The sequence below is a fragment of the Cellulosimicrobium sp. 72-3 genome, assembly GCF_013127315.1.
In the GTDB taxonomy this organism is placed as follows: domain Bacteria; phylum Actinomycetota; class Actinomycetes; order Actinomycetales; family Cellulomonadaceae; genus Cellulosimicrobium; species Cellulosimicrobium funkei.
In genome coordinates this window covers 2,512,445-2,533,377 of sequence record NZ_CP053419.1, presented here as the reverse complement: position 1 = coordinate 2,533,377, position 20,933 = coordinate 2,512,445, and the positions used below count along the sequence as shown (strand labels likewise).

Genomic DNA, 20,933 nt, shown 5'->3' with positions numbered 1-20,933 from the left:
TCAGGCAGGATGTACCGCATGGACAGGCAGCAGGAGTTCGTGCTCCGCACGGTCGAGGAGCGCGACATCCGCTTCATCCGGCTCTGGTTCACCGACGTGCTCGGCATGCTCAAGTCGGTGGCGATCGCGCCGGCGGAGCTCGAGTCGGCGTTCGCCGAGGGGATCGGGTTCGACGGCAGCTCGATCGAGGGCCTCACGCGCGTGTACGAGGCCGACATGATCGCCAAGCCGGACCCGACCACGTTCCAGGTGCTGCCGTGGCGCGGCGAGCGGCACGGTACCGCCCGCATGTTCTGCGACATCCTCACGCCAGACGGCGAGCCGTCCCTCGCGGACAGCCGCAACGTCCTCAAGCGTGCGCTCGCCCGGGCGAGCGACAAGGGGTTCACGTTCTACACGCACCCCGAGGTCGAGTTCTACCTATTCAACCAGCCGGCCGACGCCGGGTCGCCGCTCGTCCCCGTCGACCAGGGCGGGTACTTCGACCACCTCGCGCGCGGGAGCACGCACGACTTCCGGCGCGCCGCGATCACGATGCTCGAGTCCATGGGCATCTCGGTCGAGTTCTCCCACCACGAGGCGGGGCCGGGGCAGAACGAGATCGACCTGCGCTACGCCGACGCGCTGACGACGGCCGACAACCTCATGACGTTCCGCACGGTCGTCAAGGAGGTCGCGCTCGAGCAGGGCGTGTTCGCGTCGTTCATGCCCAAGCCGATGGCCGACCACCCCGGCTCGGGGATGCACACGCACCTGTCGCTCTTCGAGGGCGACCGCAACGCGTTCCACGAGCCCGGCGCCCAGTTCGAGCTGTCCAAGACGGCGCGCCAGTTCATCGCGGGCCTGCTCGTCCACGCGGCGGAGATCACCGCGATCACGAACCAGTACGTGAACTCGTACAAGCGCCTGTGGGGCGGGGCCGAGGCCCCCAGCTACGTGTGCTGGGGCCACAACAACCGCTCCGCGCTCGTGCGCGTCCCCATGTACAAGCCGGGCAAGGGCAACTCGAGCCGCGTGGAGTACCGCGCGCTGGACTCGGCCACCAACCCGTACCTGGCGTTCGCCGTCATGCTGGCCGCAGGGCTCAAGGGCATCGAGGAGGGCTACGAGCTCCCCGAGGAGACCGAGGACGACGTCTGGGAGCTCACCGACGCGGAGCGTCGTGCGCTCGGCATCAAGCCGCTCCCGCAGTCGCTCGACGAGGCGATCCGCATCATGGAGGGCTCCGAGCTCGTCGCCGAGACCCTGGGCGAGCACGTGTTCGACTTCGTGCTGCGCAACAAGCGCCAGGAGTGGGACGCGTACCGCGCGCAGGTCACGCCGTTCGAGCTGAAGCGGTTCCTCCAGGTCCTGTGAGCGGGTCCACGACGACGTCCGGTCGGTCCGGCGGGTCCCGCCGGCCCACGCTCACGGGTCGGCTCGCGCGGTTCGGCTTCGCCGACATCACGCGTTCGGCCGGCCTGCTCGCGGACCCGGACCTGGCGCTGCTGCTCGACCCGGGTGCTCGGTCCGTCGACGGTCCCGAGGCCGGCGCCGCCGACCCGGCGGGCGTCGTCGACGACGAGCTGCTCGCCGCGTTCGGCCAGGCCGCCGACCCGGACCTCGCGCTCCTGCAGGTCGTGCGGCTCGCGGGCGCGCTGCGCCCCGACGTCGAGGCGCGCGGTGCGCTCGCGGACCTCGCGCGCGGCACCCTGCGGCCCGGCCCGGCGCGCGACAGGCTCCTCGCGGTGCTCGGGGCGTCGGTCGCGCTCGGCGACGACGTCGTGCGGCGCCCCGCGCTGCTCGAGGTCGTCGCGGACCCGGCGCCGGGCACCGGGGTGGCCGCGGGCGACGTGCGGGCCGAGCTGCTGCGCGCCGTGGGCGCCGACCCGGACGCCGCCGTCCCGGTCGCGGCCGAGCCGGGGCCCGAGCGGGTCGACGCGCTGCGCCGCGCCTACCGCGAGCGGATCCTGCGCATCGCGGCGACCGACCTCACCGTCACCGACCCCCTGACGCGCATGCCCGCGGTCGGTGCGGCCCTGGCCGACCTCGCCGCCGCCGCGCTCGAGGGCGCGCTCGCCGTCGCGCGCGCGGAGCTCGACGACCACGGTGCGGGGGTGCGACTCGCGGTCATCGGCATGGGCAAGTGCGGGGCGCACGAGCTCAACTACGTCTCCGACGTCGACGTGATCTACGTCGTCGAGCCCGCCGACGGCTTCGACGAGGAGCACGCCACGACGGTGGGCGCGCGCCTCGCGACGAGCCTCGCGCGCGTGTGCTCCGGCACGTCCGGCGAGCCCGCCCTGTGGCAGGTCGACGCCGCGCTGCGCCCCGAGGGCAAGCAGGGCCCGCTCGTGCGCACGCTCGCGAGCCACGTCGCGTACTACGAGCGCTGGGCCAAGACGTGGGAGTTCCAGGCGCTGCTCAAGGCGCGCACCGTCGCGGGCGACCGCGAGCTCGGGCGCGCGTACGAGGAGGCGATCGCCCCGTTCGTGTGGTCGGCCGCGGGGCGCGAGAACTTCGTCGAGGACTCGCAGGCGATGCGCCGCCGCGTCGAGGCGCACGTGCCCGCGGCGGAGGCCGACCGCCAGCTCAAGCTCGGCAAGGGCGGCCTGCGCGACGTCGAGTTCACCGTGCAGCTGCTCCAGCTCGTGCACGGGCGGTCCGACGACTCGATCCGCAGCCGCAGCACCCTCACCGCGCTCGCCGAGCTGGCTGCCGCCGGGTACGTGGGGCGCGAGCACGCGGCGCGGCTCGGCGTCTGCTACCGGTTCCTGCGCTCGCTCGAGCACCGCATCCAGCTCTTCCGGCTCCGGCGCACGCACCTGCTCCCGACGGCCGACGACGAGCTGCGTCGTCTCGCCCGGTCGCTCGGCATGCGGACCGAGGGCGCGGCGGGCCTCACCGAGCGGTGGCGCGCGACGCGGCGCGAGGTGCGCGGCCTGCACGAGGAGATCTTCTACCGGCCGCTCCTGCCGGTCGTCGCGCAGCTCTCGCCGGACGAGGTGAGCCTGGCGCCGGAGGCCGCGAAGGCCCGCTTCGCCGCCATCGGCTACCGCGACCCAGCGGGCGCCATGCGGCACGTCACCGCGCTCATCGAGGGCGTGAGCCGTCGCGCCGCCATCCAGCGCCAGCTCCTGCCCGTGATGCTCGGCTGGTTCGCCGAGGGCGCGGACCCGGACGCCGGGCTGCTCGCGTTCCGCACGCTCTCCGAGACGCTCGGCACGACGCACTGGTACCTCCAGCTCCTGCGCGACTCCGGGTCCGCGGCCCAGCGGCTCGCGCACCTCCTGGCGAACTCGCGCTACATGGCCGACGCGCTCGGCCGGTCGCCCGAGTCCGTGCGCTGGCTCGCGGGCGACGCGGACCTCGTCCCGCGCGGCATCGAGCGCCTCGCGGCGGAGACCGACGCGATCCTCACGCGCGCCGACGAGGTGGAGCCGGCCACGGTGAGCCTGCGCGCCGTGCGGCGGCGCGAGCTGGCCCGCACGGGCGCCGCCGAGCTGCTCGGGGTCGTCGACCCGGTCGACGCCGCGCGCAGCATCTCCGACGCGGCGGACGTCGTGCTCGCGGGCGCGCTCCGGGTCGCGGAGTTCGTGGCGCGCGACGAGCTCGGGTACGACGCGCCGGACCCGTCGTCCGCGCCGGCGCGCCTGCTCGTCGTCGCGATGGGGCGCCTGGGCGGCCGGGAGATGGGCTACGGCTCGGACGCCGACGTCATGTTCGTGCACGACCCGGCGCCCGGTGCGGCCGGCGACGCCGCCCAGGCGTACGCGCTCGCCGCGGCGACGCGGCTGCGGCAGCTGCTGTCCGCCGTCGGGCCGGAGCCCGCGCTGCCCGTGGACGCCGACCTGCGGCCCGAGGGGCGCAACGGCCCGCTCGTGCGCTCGCTCGCGTCGTACGCCGAGTACTACGAGCGCTGGTCGAGCGTGTGGGAGGCGCAGGCGCTCCTGCGCGCGCGGCCCGTCGCGGGCGACGTCGCCGGGCTCGGCGAGGCGTTCATGCGGGTCGTCGACGCGCGGCGCTACCCGGCCGGGGGCCTCGACCTCGCCCACGTGCGCGAGGTGCGGCGCATCAAGGCCCGGGTCGAGGCGGAACGGCTCCCGCGCGGGGTCGAGGCGTCGCGGCACCTCAAGCTCGGGCGCGGGGGAGTGTCCGACGTCGAGTGGACCGTCCAGCTCCTCCAGCTCCAGCACGCCCACGAGGTCCCCGCGCTGCGGACCACGTCCACGGTGGACGCGCTCGACGCCGCGGTCGACGTCGGGCTCGTCGACCCCGACGACGCCGCGACCCTCGGCGAGGCGTGGCACCTCGCGTCGCGGCTGCGCAGCGCGCTCGTGCTGTGGTCCGGGCGCACGACCGGCACGACGGTGGACGTGCTGCCGCACGACCGCTTCGCGCTCAACGGCCTCGCGCGCGTGCTCGACCTGCCGGGCGTGGACACGGGCGCCGAGCTGGAGGAGCACTACCTCCGCACGGCCCGCCGGGCCCGCACCGTCATGGAGCGCGTCTTCTACGGCGAGGACTGACCGCGGGCCGCGCGGGGCGGTCAGATCGTGCGCGGGGCGCGCGCGAGGTTGGCCCGCAGCTCGTCGGCGTCCTGCCGCGCCACGTACGCCGGGCGGTCGCGCTCGACGCGCCACGACTCCGCGAGCGGGCTCGTGTCGACGGTGTCGAAGCCGAGCTCGTCGTAGAACCGCTCGACCCACGCGGCGGCCTCGGGGAAGTCGCTCGACGTCGCCAGCGCGCGGCGCCCCGGCGTCCCGGCGGGCGTGCCGTCGGTCGTGATGTGCGCCGACTGGACGTGGTTGAACGCCTTCGCGACCTTGGACGACGGCAGGTGCTCCTGGAGCAGGCCCGACGACGTCGCCTCGCCGCGGTCGAGCGCGTCGACGTGGCCGTCGCGCTCCCAGTAGTAGTTGTTCGTGTCGAGCACGATCTTCCCCGCGAGCGGCTCGACCGGGACGTCGCGGTACGCGTGGAACGGCACCGCCACGACGGCCACGTCGGCGGCCCGCGCCGCCTCCTCCGCGGTCGCCGCGCGCGCCCGCGGACCGAGCTCGGCGACGAGGTCGTCGAGCGTGCGGGGGTCGCGCGAGTTCGCGATGACCACGTCGTACCCCTGCCCGACGGCGGCCCGCGCCACCTGGGAACCGATGTTGCCTGCGCCGATGATCCCGAGAGTCGTCATGGTCATCGACAACGCGTCCGCGGCGTCACTATTCCGCACGGCTCGCCGTCCGGACCGTGTGGCATCCTGACGTCCGAGAGGGGGGCCCATGATCGACCCGCTGGTCGCCACGTTAGCGATCCTGGCCCTCGCCGTCGTGGGCTTCATGACGAACCGCCTGCCGCTCGTCGTCGTCGCGCTCTTCGTGCCCGTCGCGCTGTGGGCGACGGGGGTGCTCCCGCTCGACGAGGCGCTGGGCGGCTTCAGCGACCCGATCGTGCTCTTCATCGCGTCGCTCTTCGTGCTCAGCGACGCGCTGGACTCCACCGGCGTCACGGCGTGGATCGGGCAGTGGCTCGAGCGGCGCGCGTCGCTCGGGCGCGCGGGCCTGCTCACGCTCATGGTGGGCGTCGCCGCGCTGCTCGCCGCGGTCATCAGCATCAACGGCGCCGTCGCGGCGCTGCTCCCCGTCGCGGTGGTCGCGGCGGCGCGCGCCGGGATCGTGCCGTCGCGCATGCTCGTCCCGCTCGCGTTCGCCGCCGGCGCGGGGTCGCTGCTCACCCTCACGGGCACGCCCGTGAACATCATCGTCTCCGAGGCGGCGGCCGAGGCCGGCGGCCGCGAGTTCGGCTACTTCGAGTTCGCGCTCGTCGGCGTCCCGCTCGTCCTCGCCACCGCGGTGCTCGTCGTGACCCTCGGTGACCGGCTGCTGCCCGAGCGCGTCCCCGAGCACCTCGCCGACACCGCGACCGACCCGCGCGAGCGCGTGCGCTCGTGGCGCGAGAGCTACACGCCCGACCTCGACACGGGCCGCCTGTTCACCGGCGGCACCGGGGTCGTGGAGGTGGTCATCGCACCCCGATCGACCCTCGTCGGGCGCACCGTCAGCCCGGGCATGACGACGCGCGACGAAGGGCTCGTCGTGGTCGCCCTCCGGCGGGGCGAGGCGCACGCGTCGGCGTCCGACGCCGAGCGGGCCTCCGGGACGCTGACCCTCCAGCCGGGCGACGCCGTGCTCGTGCGCGGCCCGTGGGACGCGCTCCACCGGTACACGCAGTCGCCCGACGTGCTCGCGGTCGACTCGGCGCGCAGCCTGCAGCGCGGCGTCCCGCTGAGCCGCGGCTGGCGCCGCTGCCTCGCCGTGCTCGTCGTGACCATCGTGCTGCTCGCGACCGGCGTCGTGCCGCCCGTCATCGCCGGTCTGCTCGCCGCGGGTGCCCTGGTGGTCGGCGGGGTGGTCACCGTGCCGCAGGCGTTCCGTGCGATCTCGTGGGACACCGTCGTGCTCATCGCGGCGCTCATCCCGCTGTCCGCGGCGTTCGTCTCGTCCGGGGCGGCGGAGGCGATCGCCGGGCTCGTGCTCCGGCTCACGGGCGACGGGTCGCCGCGCCTCGCGCTGCTCGTGGTGTGCGTGCTCACGCTCGTGCTCGGGCAGTTCATCTCGAACGTCGCGACGGTGCTCGTCATGGCTCCCGTCGCGGTGTCGTTCGCGCAGACGCTCGACGTGAGCGTGCTGCCGTTCATGATGGCGCTCACGGTCGTGGGCGCGGCCGCGTTCCTCACCCCGATCGCCACCCCCGTCAACCTCATGGTCCTGCAGCCCGGCGGGTACCGGTTCGGCGACTACTGGCGCCTCGGCCTGCCGCTCGCCCTCGTCTTCCTCGCGGCAGCGGTCCTCTACGTGCCGCTCGTCTGGCCGTTCTGAGCCGCGAGCCCGTGACCGTCCTGCGGTCACCGTGGCACGACGTCGCAGGTCGTGGCACGGTATACCGCGTCGCGCGGGCACCGGGCCCGTGCCGACGTACCTGACACGGGGGAGTCGTCCATGGCGGAGACCACGAACGGCACGTCCTACGACGCGGTCGTCATCGGGGCGGGCTACTCGGGCCTGGCGATGCTGCACCATCTACGCGAGATCGGTCTGTCCGTGCTCGTCGTCGACGCCGCCGACGGGATCGGCGGCACCTGGTGGGCCAACCGCTACCCGGGCGTGCGCACCGACTCCGAGTACCTCGCGTACGCGTACTCGTTCTCGCGCGAGGTGCGCGACGAGTGGGACTGGTCCGAGCGCTACCCGCGCGGCGAGGAGATCCGCGCCTACCTCGAGTTCGTCGCCGACCGGCTCGACCTGCGCCGGGACATCCGGCTCGGCGTCGCCGTCGAGCGGGCCGAGCACTCCGACGCGACGAACCTCTGGACCCTCACCCTCGCGGACGGCTCCCGGCTGCGTGCGACGTACGTCGTCTCCGCGACCGGCCTGCTCTCCCGACCCCTGTACCCGGACCTCCCCGGGCTCGACACGTTCGCGGGGCCGGTCCACCACTCGGCCCGCTGGCCGCACGACGGCGTCGACCCGGCGGGCAAGCGCGTGGGCCTGCTCGGGGTCGGTGCCTCGGGGATCCAGATGCTGCCCGAGCTCGCGGCCGTGGCGGAGCACGTCACCGTCTTCCAGCGCACCCCCAACTACGTGCTGGAGACGACGAGCCCCGCCGTGACGGCCGACGAGCTCGCCGCCCTTCGCGCCCGCTACGACGAGGTCTTCGAGCGCGCCGCGCGCCACCCCTTCGGTGTCCCCATGGAGATCCCCACGCGGTCCGCGCTCGAGGTCGACGCCGAGGAGCGCCGCCGGGTGTTCGAGTCCCGCTGGGAGGCGGGCGGGTTCCGGTTCGCCAACGAGTGCTTCACGGACCTCGTGTCCAGCCCCGCGGCGAGCGAGCTCGCGTCCGAGTTCCTGCGCGGCAAGATCCGCGAGGTCGTCGAGGACCCGCGAACGGCCCGTCTGCTCACCCCGACGACGTACCGCTTCATGGGCAAGCGGCCCCCGACGGGCCACGGCTACTACGCGGCGTACAACCGCGAGAACGTCGAGCTCGTCGACGTGCTGAGCACGCCGATCACGCGCGTGACGCCGCGCGGGGTCGTCGTGGGGGAGGTCGAGCACGCGCTCGACGTGCTCGTGCTCGCCACCGGCTTCGACGCCATGACCGGGGCGCTCACGGCGTTCGACGTCGTCGGGCGGGACGGTGTCACCCTGCGCGAGCGCTGGGAGCGCGACGGTCTGCGCACCTACCTCGGCATCTCCGTCCACGGCTTCCCGAACTTCTTCATGTCGCTCGGGCCGCAGACGCCGCTGTCCAACCTCACGGTGCCCGTCCAGCGCGGCGCGCAGTGGCTCCAGCGCGCGCTCGCGTACGCGCGCGAGCACGGCGTCGACCAGCTCGAGGCCACGCCCGAGGCGGAGGAGTGGTGGCGCGCCGAGACGGACCGCGCGGCCCGCGCGACCGTCATGTACGAGGAGGGCAGGAAGGCGGGCGCCTGGTTCGTCGGCGGCAACGTGCCGGGCAAGCGCGAGGAGATCGCGGTGTACCTCGGTGGCGGGCACGTCTACCAGGACGAGTGCGCCCGCGCCGCGGCCGAGCACTACGCCGGGTTCCGCCCCGGCACGGGGCTGCCGTCCTCCCACGTCGTGCGGCCTGAGGATGACCCGGAGACTGCGCCCGACGCCGGCTCGGCATCCGGGACCGAGGAGGCGCCGGTGGCCGCCGGGGTCGGCGGCTGACCGGCGGGCTCGGCGGCTGACCGGCGGGTGCGGTGCGCCCCCTGCGTGCACCGCACCCGCCGCTCACGCCGCCGGACGTGCTGCGGCCGACCGGCCGCCCACGCCGCGGTCCGGACCGCTCAGCAGGTCAGTCCCGAGCCCGGGGCGACGCCCAGCACCTCGGTGATCCGCACGTAGCGGTCCACGCGGGACTGCACCGACGCCGGGTTGCCACCGCCGCACTCGAGCGCCCCGTTGAGCGAGTTGATCGTCTGGCCGAAGCCCGCGCCGGACACCATCGCCTGGTGCGACGTCATCACGCCGGGTCCGTTCTGGGTGTTCCAGTACCAGAGCGCGGTCTGCCACGCGACGGACGGGTCCTCCTCGACGAGCCACGGGTCGTTGAGCAGGTCGAGGCCCAGGGCGTCGCCGGCAGCCTTGTAGTTGAAGTTCCAGCTGAACATGATCGGCCCGCGCCCGTAGTAGGCCGTCTGGCCCGCCGGGCAGCCGAACGGCTGCTCGTCGTCGCACTTGATCCAGTAGTTCGCCTCGTTGATCTCCTTCACGTACCGGAGCCCGACCGACTCGAAGTCCGCGTGCGTGAGGAACGCCGCGGCCTCGCGCGTCCGGGTCTCCGGCGTCCCCGTGCTGGCGAACGCCGGGTACGCACCGAGCGCGTCGACGAACCCGTCGTACGTGTAGAACGGGTGCCGCTTCGGGAAGATCGCGTCGAACTCCGCGCGGCTCACCACGAAGTCGTCCCCGCCGCCCGTGCACCGGCCCGCGTCCACCCAGACGCTCGTCGACCCCGGCGTCTCGCGCTGGGTCCACCACCGCGCCGTCCAGTTCCGCCCGTGGTGCGACGCCGTCTTCCCGCCCGAGTACGAGGTCGTCGGCGACCACGTCGCGGCGCACGCGGCGGCGCTCGCGGGCTGGTCGGCGCTCGCGGGGGAGAGGCCCGTTCCCGCGCCCGCCGGGGCCGTGACGGACACGGCGAGGACCGCCGAGGTGAGGACGGAGACGACGGTGGTGAGGGCGCGCCGGAAGCGAGTGCTCATGAATCCCCCTGCTGTTGCGGGCGGCATCGTTACCGCCGCTCGCAAACCTAGCGCGAGGGGTGCTCCGGCGACAAGGGCATGCTCGTCGCACCACGCGGAACGGCGCCCGGCCTGCACCGGAGAGGTGCAGGACGGACGCCGTTCGCTGTCATCCTGGGCAGGGCCGTGAGGCCCTCCGATCAGATGTCGTAGTAGAGCTCGAACTCGTGCGGGTGCGGGCGCAGGCGGATCGGGTCGATCTCGTGGGTGCGCTTGTAGTCGATCCACGTCTGGATGAGGTCCGGCGTGAACACGTCGCCCTGCGTGAGGAACTCGTGGTCGGCCTCGAGGTTGTCCAGCGCCTCGGCGAGCGAGCCGGGGACCTGCTGGATCTGCGCGTGCTCCTCGGGCGGCAGCTCGTACAGGTCCTTGTCGATCGGCTCCGGCGGCTCGATGCGGTTCTTGATGCCGTCGATGCCGGCGAGGAGCTGCGCGGCGAACGCGAGGTACGGGTTGGCCGACGGGTCCGGCACGCGGAACTCGACGCGCTTCGCGGCGGCGGACGAGCCGGTCACCGGGATGCGGATGCACGCGGAGCGGTTGCGGGCCGAGTAGACCAGGTTGACCGGGGCCTCGTAGCCCGGGACCAGGCGGTGGTAGGAGTTCACCGACGGGTTGGTGAACGCGAGCAGCGACGGCGCGTGCTTGAGCAGGCCGCCGATGTACCAGCGCGCGAGGTCGGAGAGACCGCCGTAGCCCTTCTCGTCGAAGAACAGCGGCTTGCCGTCCTTCCACAGGGACTGGTGGGAGTGCATGCCCGAGCCGTTGTCGCCGAAGATCGGCTTCGGCATGAACGTGACCGACTTGCCGGCCTCGAACGCCTCGTTGCGGATGACGTACTTGAACTTCATCAGGTCGTCGGCCGCGTGCAGCAGCGTGTTGAAGCGGTAGTTGATCTCCTGCTGGCCGGCGGTGCCCACCTCGTGGTGCGCGCGCTCGACCTCGAGGCCGACCTTCTCCAGCGTCGCGCACATCTCGTCGCGCAGGTCCGCGAAGCGGTCGGACGGGGAGACGGGGAAGTAGCCGCCCTTGTAGCGCGTCTTGTACGCGAGGTTGCCGCCCTCCTCCTCGCGGCCCGTGTTCCACGCGGCCTCGACGGAGTCGAGGTAGTAGAAGCTCGAGTGCTGGTTCGTCGCGAAGCGCGCCTCGTCGAAGAGGTAGAACTCGGCCTCGGGCGCGAAGAACGCCGTGTCGGCGATGCCGGTGGAGCGCAGGTACGCCTCGGCCTTGGCCGCGATGTTGCGGGGGTCGCGCGAGTACGGCTCGCCCGTGAACGGGTCGACGATGGAGAAGTTCACGACGAGCGTCTTGCGCTTGCGGTACGGGTCCACGAACGCGGTCTTGACGTCCGGCACGAGCTTCATGTCCGACTCGTGGATCGCCTGGAAGCCGCGGATCGACGACCCGTCGAACATCAGGCCGTCCTCGAACGCCGACTCGTCGAACTGCGAGACGGGGATGTTGAAGTGCTGCATGATGCCGGGCAGGTCGCAGAACCGGACGTCGACGAACTCGACGCCTTCGTTCCGCGTGAAGGCGATTGCCTCCTCCGCGTTGTTGAACATCCGTTGCTCCTTGATCGGGTGGTGCCGTCGGGCTGCGCGGCGGACGAGCCGCTGACGTGGCGCCCACGAACCTAGGCCGGGGCGGTTTCCCTGCGGTGTACCCCTTGTTTCGGTCGTGTTACGTCCCGCGTCCCCGTGTGACGATCGTGCGACACGAGGGCGCGCGGCAGCCGACGTGGGGTCGGTGTGCCGTTCGGCACGATACCGCCGTCCGGCCGCCGGCGGGCGGTCCCGTCCACCGCGTGGCACGTACGCTGGTCCCGTGGTTTCACGCGAGGACATGGGTTCGTGGCTCGAGGGCGCCCCGGGCGGCCAGAACAGCGGTCGCGGTGCGCGGCTCGGACTCCCGCCGGACGGCCCCGGCTCCCTCGCGACGCTCGGTCGGCGCGTCGTCGCGCTGGTCATCGACTGGGTCCTCGCGACCCTGGTCGCGTTCCTCTTCTTCCGGCCCGCCGCGCCGGGGTTCTTCGAGGGCATCTCGGCGCTGCCCGTCTGGTCGCAGCCGCTGGTCTTCGCGATCGAGAACGTGCTGCTCGTGAGCACGCTCGGGTTCACCGTCGGTCACCGCGTCATGGGGATCCGGGTCCGGCGACTCGCCGAGCCGGCCCGCATGGTGGGTCTCGGTCGCGGCGTGCTGCGCACGGTCCTGCTGTGCCTCGTCATCCCGGCGGTCGTGTGGGACGCCGACGGTCGCGGCCTGCACGACCGCGCCGCGGGCACCGTGCTCGTCCGCTCCTGACCCCGGCGGCCGGGGCGGCCGGATCCCCACCCCTTCGCACGACGACGCCCGGCCGGCAGAGGGAAGATCCTCGCCGACCGGGCGTCGGTCGTGGTGCAGGGTGTGTCAGCGCCCCTTGAGGCCCTTGCGGTCGGGGCGGGCCCGGGTCGGGTCGATCCCCTTCGGGATCGGCAGGCGAGAGACGCCGAGCGCGCGCAGGCGCTTGGAGACCTCCGCCGTCTCGGGCTTCGTGAGGGTCGGCTTGAGCTTCTGGACCGCGCGGGGGAGCTTGGGCAGCGCCACCTGGTCCTCGCCGTCACCGACCTGGATCGTGGTGACCGGCACGTTCGGCAGCACGCGCGCGACGCGCTTGCGCTCGGCGTCGAGCAGCCGCTTGGCGCGGTGGGGCGGGCCCTCGCTCACGAGCACGACGCCCGCGCGCCCGACGCCGCGGAACACGAGGTCCTGCGTGCGGGGGTCGATCGCGACGGGCTCCTCGTCGAACGTCCACCCGCGGCGGATCGTGCCGAGCGCGGCGCGCGCGGCGCCGGGCTGACCCTCGATCTGCTGGTAGGCGGCGCGCTCGGCGCGGCGCGTGAGGACGAACATCGCGCCCAGCGCCGCGAACGGGATGCCGACGATGAGCGTGTAGACCCACTGGCCCCACCACAGGCCGATGCCCAGCGCGACGGCGAGGATGCCGACGAACACGCCGAGCATGACCCACGTGACCGCCGGGTCCTGCTTGCGGGTCATCTGGTAGGCGGCCCACACCTGGTGGTACCAGCGCTGCTTCTTGGGCTTCTTCTGCTTCGCGACCTGCTCGCCGGCGGCGGGCGCGCCGGTGCTGTCCGAGTTCTTGCGGGCCATGCCGGTCAGTCTAGTGGGGCGAGCGGGCCAGCAGGCTCGCGGCCTCCTGGCGGGACGTCGTCGGCTCGGCGAGGTGCGCGAGCGCGGCGGGGATCTCCATGCCGCGGCGCGTCATAGCCTGGCCCCAGAGCCGCCCGGCGCGGTACGACGACCGCACGAGCGGGCCGGACATGACGCCGAGGAAGCCGATCTCCTCCGCGGCGTCCGACAGCTCGACGAACTCCTCGGGCTTGACCCAGCGGTCCACCGGGTGGTGCCGCAGCGACGGGCGCAGGTACTGCGTGATCGTCACGAGGTCGCAGCCGGCGTCGTGCAGGTCCTGCAGCGCCTCCTTCGCCTCGTCGATCGTCTCGCCCATGCCGAGGATGATGTTCGACTTGGTGACGAGCCCCGCCTCGCGCGCGCGCGTGAGCACGGACAGCGAGCGCTCGTACCGGAAGCCGGGACGGATCTGCTTGAAGATGCGCGGGACCGTCTCGAGGTTGTGCGCGAGCACCTCCGGCCGCGAGTCGTTCACCTCGTCGAGCAGCTCGGGGATCGCGTTGAAGTCCGGGATGAGCAGCTCGACGCCGGTGCCGGGGTTGAGCGCGTGGATCTGGCGGACGGTCTCCGCGTAGAGCCAGGCACCGCCGTCGGGCAGGTCGTCGCGCGCGACGCCCGTGATGGTCGAGTAGCGCAGGCCCATCGCCTGGACGGACTCCGCGACGCGGCGCGGCTCGTCCGCGTCGAAGTCGGCCGGCTTGCCCGTGTCGATCTGGCAGAAGTCGCACCGGCGCGTGCACTGGTCACCGCCGATGAGGAAGGTCGCCTCGCGGTCCTCCCAGCACTCGAAGATGTTGGGACAGCCCGCCTCCTCGCAGACCGTGTGCAGACCCTCGCGCTTCACGAGCCCCTTGAGCTCGGAGTACTCCGGGCCCATGGTCGCGCGGGTCTTGATCCACTCGGGCTTCTTCTCGATCGGCGTCGCGGCGTTGCGGGCCTCGACCCGCAGCATGCGCCGTCCTTCAGGTGCGATCGTCACGGGTGTCTCCCGGTCGTCGTGGCGAGTGAGCGCCGACGTCGCGCCGAGCAAACGGGCGGGCGGCGCACCGTTCGGGTGCGCGCCCTGGTACGACGCCGGACTCCGGTCAGACTACGCGCTCGCGCTCGTCGTCTCCCGCGCGTCGCTCACCCTGTGGACGTGACATCAACGACACCCCGGTCACGACGAGCAGGACCGCCGCGACGACCGGCAGCGCGAACGCGCTCGTCGTCGAGACGGTGTCGGCGAGCGCGCCGCCCCCGGACGCACCGATCGCGACGCCGACGACGTTCGCGCTGGCCACGAGCGTCATGGCCGACGCCGTCCGCCCGGCCGGCGCGCGCTCGCCCGCGACGGTGAACACGGTGACCATGACGGGCCCGACGAACAGGCCGGTCGCTGCGACGGCGACGACGACGGCGGTCAGCGAGCCGCCCGCGGCCGCGAGCACGAGACCGGCCGTGCCGACCAGGAGCCCGGCCGCGAACGTGATCCAGCGGCTGCGCAGCCCCCAGCGGCGGGGGAGGGCGACCACGGAGAGCGCGGTGATCGCGGAGCCGACGCCCATGACGGCGTACACGAGCCCCGCGCTGCCGGGCACGCCCGCGTCGCGCGTGAGGGCGGTGAGCGCGGCCTGGGTCCCGCCGAACAGCAGCCCCATGGCGAGCATCCCGACGAGGACGACCGCCTCGCGACGCACGAGCGCGGCCGTCCCGCCGTCCGCCGCACCGGCCGTCGCGGCGTGCGGGCCGTGGCCGTGCGGCGTGGTCGCGCGCGCCGTGGGGTGGAGCGCGAACGCGGCGCCGAACACGGCGATGCCACCGGCCGCGGCGAGCACCGCGACCTGGGGCGAGCCCGCCGACGCGAGGACGCCCACGAGGGCGGGCCCCAGGACGAAGCTCACCTCGTCGGCCGTGCTCTCGTAGCTCATCGCGGCCTCGACGGTGCGCGGCTCGTCGGCCGCGAGACGCAGCCAGCGCACGCGGGCCAGCGGACCGACCTGGGGAGCGCTCGCGCCGGTCGCCGCCGCGGCGAGCAGCACCGCGGCCGTGGCGCCGGGCGCGGACGCCGAGAGGACGAGCGCCAGCACGGCGACCGTCGCGACCGGCACGCACACGAGCAGGACCCGGCGCTGGCCGACGCGGTCGGCGAGCGCGCCCTGGGTCGGGCCGCCGAGCGCCGTCCCGAGCGCCGTCGCCGCGGAGGCGAGGCCGCCGAGCGCGACCGACGACGTCGTCGACGACACGAGCAGGAGCGTCCCGATCGTCAGCATGGAGAACGGCAGGCGCGCGAGGAACGCGACGGGGAGGAACGCGCGGCCCGCGAGCTGGGGGAGCCGGGCGTAGCCCGTGCGGACGGGAGCGCCGCCGGGCGGGGGAGGTGCGGGGGTGCGGGGGCGCGACGTCGCGCGCGCGGGGGTGGTGGTCATGCGGTCCAGGTCCTCGGGGTCGTCCAGCCGCGCGCCGACCCACCCGTACTCCGGCGCGCGAGGATTCCCTGGAGCCTCCAGCCTATCCCGCGAGCGCGGCCGGCGGGGCGTCCGGAGCGTCGGCCGCGAGCAGCGGGCCGAGCGCCGTCCCGAGCGCGTCGACGAGGAGCGGCGAGACCTCGGCGAGCGTGACCTCGCGGCCGAGCTCGGCCGTGAGCGACGTCACGTCGGCGTCCTCGATGCCGCACGGGACGATCCGCTCGAACCTCGACAGGTCGGGCACGCAGTTCAGCGCGAGGCCGTGCATCGTCACGCCGCGCGCGACCCGCACTCCGATCGCGCAGACCTTGCGCTCGCGGCGCGTCTCGTCGGCCGCGACCCAGACCCCGCTGCGGCCCTCGACGCGCATCGTCGCGAGCCCGAGGCGGCTGCAGACCGCCATGACGGCCTCCTCGAGCGCCCGGACGTACGCGACGACGTCCACCGGCTCGGCGAGCCGGACGATCGGGTAGACGACCTGCTGGCCGGGGCCGTGCCAGGTGATCTTCCCGCCGCGGTCGACGTCCACGACGGGGGTGCCGTCGTCGGGCCGGTCGGAGCGGTTCGTGCGCCGCCCGGCCGTGTAGACGTCGGGGTGCTCGACGAGGATGAGGGTGTCCGGCCGGGTGCCCGCGACGACGTCGTCGTGCACCGCGCGCTGGAGGTCCCAGGCCTCGTGGTAGTCCGTGATCCCCGGCAGCGCGAGCAGGTCCATCGGGTCAGGCTAACGCTCGTCGCCCGGTGTGCGGGGGAGGGTCTCGAGGAGGGTGAGGAGCGCCGCGCGCATGGCGGCGATCTGCTCGTCGTCGAGGCCGCGGGTCGCGAGGTCCTCCGCGGGGCGGCGGCGCGCCGCCGCGAGCCCGGCCGCGCGCCCGGCGTCGGTGATGGCCACGGCCCGACGGCGGCGGTCGGCCGGGTCGTCGGTGCGGGTCACGTAACCGGCCCGTTCCAGCCGCGCGACGATCCGGCTCATCGTCTGCTCGGTGACGCCCGACTCGTCCGCGAGGACGCGCTGGGACCGCGGTCCGGACAGCAGGTGCATGAGCACGGGGAAGCCGGCGTGGTTGAGGTCCCACTGCCCGAGGTGGGCGTTCCACTCCCGCTCGATCCGGCGCGCGACGGCGAAGAGCAGCCGGCCGGTGGCCCACTCCTGGGGGTCGCTGGGGGCGGGGTCGCCGACGTCCGGGTCGACGTGCGGCCCGGTGCGGTCCCTCGGTGCAAGCTCCAACGTGCTTTCCTCCCTCCACCATGGCACCATTACTCAGCATGCTGAGCAATCGGACGGGCGGGTTCCTCCGCGGACTGGTCATTGTCGCAGTCATCGGTCTCTGGATGGCCATCGGCGCACTGGGCGGTCAGGCGCAGGGTCGCCTGAGCAGCGTGCAGACCAACGACGCCGCGGCGTTCCTGCCGGCGAGCGCGGAGTCGACGCGCGCCGCCGAGGTCGCGCAGGAGTTCACCGACTCCGAGACGCTGCCCGCCCTCGTCGTCGCGACGACCGGTGAGGGGAGCGCGCTCACTCCCGACGACCTCGCGGCGCTCGACGCCTACGCGCAGGCCGTCCCCGCCGCGCCGCTCGAGGGGACCTCGGGCGACGAGCCCGCGACCGTGGGCGACGTCTCGATCGCCGACCCGGTCCTCGTGCCGTCCGAGGACGGGGAGGCCGCGCTCGTCGTCGTCTCGCTCGACGCGTCCGTCGCGTCGGACCGCGTCGGGGCGGACGAGAGCAGCGTGAGCGAGCTCGCCGTCGGCGCGCTGCGCGACCTCGCCGCCGCGGACGCGGCCGACGGCGGCCTCGCCGGCACGTCGCTCGACGTGTGGGTCACCGGCCCCGCCGGGTTCGTCGCCGACCTCGTCACGGCCTTCGGCGGGATCGACACCGTGCTGCTGCTCGTCGCGCTCGGTGCGGTGCTCGTCATCCTCGCGGTCGTCTACCGCTCGCCGATCCTGCCGTTCATCGTCATCCTCACGGCCGTGCTCGCCCTGACGCTCGCAGGTCTCGTCGTCTACGAGCTCGCGGCGGCGGACGTCCTGACGCTCAACGGGCAGTCCCAGGGCATCCTCTCGATCCTCGTCGTCGGGGCCGCGGTCGACTACTCGTTGCTCGTGGTGGCCCGCTACCGCGAGGAGCTGCGCCTCGTCCGGTCGACGGCGACGGCGCTGCGCCGTGCCGTGCGGGCCTCGGTCGAGCCGATCGCGGCGAGCGCCGGCACCGTCATCGCGGGTCTGCTCTGCCTGCTCCTGTCCGACCTGTCGTCCAACCGCAGCCTCGGCCCCGTCGCGGCGATCGGCATCGCCGCGGCGTTCGTCGCCGCGCTCACGCTCCTGCCGGCGCTCCTGCTCGTCGCGGGGCAGCGGTCCCGCGCGCTGTTCTGGCCGCGCATGCCGCGGTACGACGCCGACCACGCGGCCCACGAGGCCGCCGTCGCCCAGGCGTCGCCCGAGAACGAGAACAGCGTGAGCATCGAGGGGCACGGCGTGTGGTCGCGCGTCGCGAGCTTCGTCGGCCGCCACGACCGGCGCGTGTGGATCGTCACGGCGCTCGTCCTGGCCGCGTGCGCCGCGTTCGTGCCGACGCTCGACGCCGAGGGGACCGGCGACTCGGAGGTGTTCCTGGCGGACGTCGACTCCGTCGCGGGCGAGGAGGCGCTCACCGCGCACTTCGAGGGCGTGTCCGCGCAGCCGGCGACCGTCATCGCCCCCGAGGCGGACCTCGACGCCGTCGTCACGGCGGCCGAGAGCACGGACGGCGTCGCCGCGGCGACGCCCGTCACCGACCAGCCCGCCGTCGCCCCCGGGGCCCCCGCGCAGGGCGACCCGCTCGTCGTCGACGGGCAGGTGCGCGTCGACGTCACGACCGAGGCGCCGTCCGACAGCCAGGAGGCCGTGGAGACGGTCTCGGCGCTGCGCGACGCTGTGCACGAGGTCTCGCCCGAGGCCGTCGTCGGCGGTGCCGCGGCCGAGCGCCTGGACACCCAGCTCGCGGGGCAGCGCGACCTGCGGGTCATCGTGCCCGTCGTGCTGGTCGTGATCCTGCTGATCCTCATCCTGCTGCTGCGGTCCGTGCTCGCGCCCGTGCTGCTCATGCTCGCGAACGTGCTGTCGTTCGGGGCCGCGCTCGGCGTCGCCGCGATCGTCTTCAACCACGTGCTCGACTTCCCCGGCGCGGACCCGGCCGTCCCGCTCTACGCGTTCTGCTTCCTCGTCGCGCTGGGCGTGGACTACTCGATCTTCCTCATGACGCGGGTGCGCGAGGAGAGCCTGCGCGTCGGGACGCGGCGCGGCGTGCTGCGCGGGCTCGCGGTCACGGGGTCGGTCATCACGTCCGCGGGCGTGGTGCTCGCGGCCACGTTCGCCGCGCTCGGGATCATCCCGCTGCTCTTCCTCGCCCAGCTCGCGTTCATCGTCGCGTTCGGCGTCCTCGTCGACACCCTCGTGGTGCGGTCGCTCCTCGTGCCCGCCCTCGTGCACGACGTCGGGCGTCGCGCCTGGTGGCCGAGCGCCCTCGGGCGTCTGGACCGCGGTCCGGGGGAGCCTGCTCAGCCCGCCGGGAGCGGCTCGGCGGGGCAGTCCGACAGCACGCGCGCCATCGCCTCCGACTCCGACGGCGTGACCGAGAGCTCGTAGGCCGCCTTCACGGCGATCTGCCGGGCGACGTACGGGCACCGGAACGCGTGGTTCGGGGGCAGCCACGCCGACGCGTCGCGCGCGCCCTTCGACTGGTTCGCCGGGCCGTCGGACGCGAGCAGGTTGAGGGGGTCGTTCGCGAACTGCCGACGCGTCTCGTCGTCCCAGGCGCGAGCGCCCTTGCGCCACGCGTCGAGCAGCGGCACGACGTGGTCGATCTGGACCGCCGCGCTCGTCGCGTTGCCGCGGCGGAAGTCGATCGTCTCGCCCGTGTACGGGTCGTCGAAGGTCCCGGTGCGGACCTCGCAGACGTCGCCGCGCGTCGAGAAGGTCAGGTCCGTGAGGTCGCGCGCGAGGATGTCGTTGCGGGTGTCGCACCCGTTGCCGTCGACGTCGGCCCACGCCGCGCCGAACAGCGCGCGCTCGTAGCCGGTGTCCGGACCGGGGCCCTTGACCTCGAGGCCGGCGAGGGCCTCGAGCGCGCTCCCGGCGACCGGCTCCGGGTCGGTGTCCGCCGCGACGGACCGCTGGTTGATGACGTTCGCGACGACGATCGCGATCGCCAGGGCGATGAGGACGTAGCGCAGGACGCTCCGACGAGGGACCTGGCGGCTCGTGGTGCTCAAGGGTCGACCTTCCCGAAACCGAATCTCGGCCCGACCCCCGCGAGACGGTACGCAGCGCTCCATATCGGACCAACGCGCACATTCTGCCAGGTCGCCCGGAGTGCTCCGGCCCGCGCCGACGTGCCCCGTGCACCCCCGGGCGTCCGGCCACGACGCCGCTAGATTGGTCGGCATGGACACCGCCGCACGCACGCTCAGGGTCGGGATCGTCGGGTACGGAGGGGCCGGCCGCGGCATCCACGCACGTCTCGTGCGCGAGGCCGGGCACACCGTCGCGGCCGTCGTCGTGCGCTCGCCGGTGCGACGCGCCGCCGCCACTGAGGACTGGCCCGGCGTGCACCTGCACGACGACGTCGAGGCCCTCCTCGCCGACCGCGCGGCCTACGACGTCGTCGTCGTGGCCAGCCCGTCCGCGCTCCACGCGGACCACGCGACGGCGCTCGTGCGCGCGGGCGTCCCCGTCGTGGTGGACAAGCCGCTCGCCCTGGGCGCCACGGCGTCGCGCGCCGTCGTCGACGCCGCGGAGGAGGCGGGGACCCCGCTCACCGTCTTCCAGAACCGCCGGTGGGACCCGGAGCAGCTGACGCTGCGGTCCGTGCTCGGCCGCGGCGACCTCGGCCGGGTCCACACGTTCGAGCGCCGCTGGGAGCGCTGGCGTCCCGTGCCGCAGCAGCGCTGGAAGGAGAACGACCTCGTCGGAGGCGGCCTGCTCCTCGACCTCGGCCCGCACCTCGTCGACTCCGCCACCCAGCTCTTCGGCCCCGTCACCGGGGTGTGGGCCGAGCTCCGCTCGCACACGACCCCCACCGAGGACGACGTGTTCCTCGTGCTCCACCACGCCCCGGACGCCGACGGGAACGCCGTCGTGAGCCGCCTGTGGGCGGGGTCCGTCGTCGGTGCGCCCGGCCCGCGCACGCGCGTGCTCGGCACGGGCGGGGCGTACGTCGTCACGACGTTCGAGAACGACGCGTCGCCCTTCGAGGTGTTCGACGACGCCGCGCCCGCGGGCACCCTCGGCTGGGTCACGCGCGGTCGCGAGCGCGAGCCCGTGCCGCAGGCCCCCGGCGGGCACGCGGACTTCTACCGCGCGGTCGCCGCATGGCTGCTCGACGACGGCCCCGTGCCGGTCGACCCGTGCGACGCCGTCCGCACGGCCGAGGTGCTCGACGCCGCGCGCCGCAGCGCGCGGGAGGGTCGCCTGCTCGACGTGTGACGGCGCGCGTCCCCGGAACTGGCCCGGGGCAGACTCGTCCT

General features: G+C 74.0%; 16 protein-coding genes. 7 read left to right on the top strand and 9 right to left on the bottom strand.

The window, feature by feature from the left end:
- Positions 1–18 precede the first annotated feature (18 nt).
- Together glnA (HKK73_RS11505) and HKK73_RS11500 are read left to right on the top strand one after the other, a co-directional pair.
- The gene (gene glnA, locus HKK73_RS11505; protein WP_021483141.1) at positions 19–1,356 is read left to right on the top strand and encodes a type I glutamate--ammonia ligase; all 1,338 of its coding nucleotides are present in this window, start codon (positions 19–21) and stop codon (positions 1,354–1,356) included.
- Complete coding sequence (locus HKK73_RS11500) at positions 1,353–4,508, top strand: bifunctional [glutamine synthetase] adenylyltransferase/[glutamine synthetase]-adenylyl-L-tyrosine phosphorylase (RefSeq protein WP_171468039.1); 3,156 nt, start codon at positions 1,353–1,355, stop codon at positions 4,506–4,508. The genes glnA (HKK73_RS11505) and HKK73_RS11500 overlap by 4 nt, the downstream gene beginning before the upstream one ends.
- A gap of 20 nt (positions 4,509–4,528) precedes the next feature.
- Here the strand turns inward: HKK73_RS11500 and HKK73_RS11495 are convergent, their stop codons facing one another.
- Positions 4,529–5,260, bottom strand: a complete 732-nt coding sequence (locus HKK73_RS11495) for an NADPH-dependent F420 reductase (protein ID WP_171468750.1) — start codon at positions 5,258–5,260, stop codon at positions 4,529–4,531.
- Here HKK73_RS11495 and HKK73_RS11490 point away from each other — a divergent pair.
- The gene (locus HKK73_RS11490; protein WP_171468038.1) at positions 5,259–6,854 is read left to right on the top strand and encodes an SLC13 family permease; all 1,596 of its coding nucleotides are present in this window, start codon (positions 5,259–5,261) and stop codon (positions 6,852–6,854) included. The genes HKK73_RS11495 and HKK73_RS11490 overlap by 2 nt on opposite strands.
- 120 nt (positions 6,855–6,974) lie before the next feature.
- A complete protein-coding gene (locus tag HKK73_RS11485) occupies positions 6,975–8,708 on the top strand; it encodes an NAD(P)/FAD-dependent oxidoreductase (protein ID WP_171468037.1) in 1,734 nt (577 codons plus the stop codon).
- Between the two features lie 119 nt (positions 8,709–8,827).
- On the opposite strand, the gene HKK73_RS11480 is transcribed toward HKK73_RS11485, so the two are convergent.
- Positions 8,828–9,745, bottom strand: coding sequence for a glycoside hydrolase family 19 protein (locus tag HKK73_RS11480; RefSeq protein WP_171468036.1), 918 nt, complete (start codon positions 9,743–9,745; stop codon positions 8,828–8,830).
- A 179-nt stretch (positions 9,746–9,924) separates the two neighbouring features.
- Positions 9,925–11,349 (bottom strand): type I glutamate--ammonia ligase, encoded by a 1,425-nt coding sequence (gene glnA, locus HKK73_RS11475; protein WP_076405451.1) that lies wholly within the window; start codon positions 11,347–11,349, stop codon positions 9,925–9,927.
- A gap of 262 nt (positions 11,350–11,611) precedes the next feature.
- Between glnA (HKK73_RS11475) and HKK73_RS11470 the strand changes: the two genes are divergently transcribed.
- Positions 11,612–12,088 carry an RDD family protein gene (locus HKK73_RS11470; protein WP_043656555.1) on the top strand — a complete coding sequence of 159 codons (477 nt, stop codon included), beginning with the start codon at positions 11,612–11,614 and terminating at the stop codon, positions 12,086–12,088.
- Positions 12,089–12,193: 105 nt separating this feature from the next.
- On the opposite strand, the gene HKK73_RS11465 is transcribed toward HKK73_RS11470, so the two are convergent.
- The 5 genes from HKK73_RS11465 to HKK73_RS11445 form a co-directional block, all read right to left on the bottom strand.
- Positions 12,194–12,937 carry a DUF4191 domain-containing protein gene (locus HKK73_RS11465; RefSeq protein ID WP_021480396.1) on the bottom strand — a complete coding sequence of 248 codons (744 nt, stop codon included), beginning with the start codon at positions 12,935–12,937 and terminating at the stop codon, positions 12,194–12,196.
- A gap of 10 nt (positions 12,938–12,947) precedes the next feature.
- A complete protein-coding gene (lipA, locus tag HKK73_RS11460) occupies positions 12,948–13,958 on the bottom strand; it encodes a lipoyl synthase (protein WP_163186892.1) in 1,011 nt (336 codons plus the stop codon).
- A gap of 106 nt (positions 13,959–14,064) precedes the next feature.
- A complete protein-coding gene (locus tag HKK73_RS11455; RefSeq protein ID WP_171468035.1) occupies positions 14,065–15,387 on the bottom strand; it encodes an MFS transporter in 1,323 nt (440 codons plus the stop codon).
- 82 nt (positions 15,388–15,469) lie between these two features.
- Positions 15,470–16,141 carry a lipoyl(octanoyl) transferase LipB gene (gene lipB, locus HKK73_RS11450; protein ID WP_137281109.1) on the bottom strand — a complete coding sequence of 224 codons (672 nt, stop codon included), beginning with the start codon at positions 16,139–16,141 and terminating at the stop codon, positions 15,470–15,472.
- A 9-nt stretch (positions 16,142–16,150) separates the two neighbouring features.
- The gene (locus HKK73_RS11445) at positions 16,151–16,654 is read right to left on the bottom strand and encodes a MarR family winged helix-turn-helix transcriptional regulator (protein WP_253705627.1); all 504 of its coding nucleotides are present in this window, start codon (positions 16,652–16,654) and stop codon (positions 16,151–16,153) included.
- 104 nt (positions 16,655–16,758) lie between these two features.
- Here HKK73_RS11445 and HKK73_RS11440 point away from each other — a divergent pair, with 104 nt between their 5' ends.
- Positions 16,759–19,053: an MMPL family transporter gene (locus tag HKK73_RS11440; protein WP_371810548.1), complete on the top strand. Its 2,295-nt coding sequence runs from the start codon at positions 16,759–16,761 to the stop codon at positions 19,051–19,053.
- On the opposite strand, the gene HKK73_RS11435 is transcribed toward HKK73_RS11440, so the two are convergent.
- Entirely contained in the window at positions 18,966–19,679 is a 714-nt protein-coding gene (locus tag HKK73_RS11435) for an HNH endonuclease family protein (protein ID WP_253705625.1), read from the bottom strand. The genes HKK73_RS11440 and HKK73_RS11435 overlap by 88 nt on opposite strands.
- Before the next feature lie 172 nt (positions 19,680–19,851).
- On the opposite strand from HKK73_RS11435, the gene HKK73_RS11430 reads away from it, so the two are divergent.
- The gene (locus tag HKK73_RS11430; protein ID WP_171468032.1) at positions 19,852–20,892 is read left to right on the top strand and encodes a Gfo/Idh/MocA family protein; all 1,041 of its coding nucleotides are present in this window, start codon (positions 19,852–19,854) and stop codon (positions 20,890–20,892) included.
- The last annotated feature ends 41 nt before the right edge of the window (positions 20,893–20,933 follow it).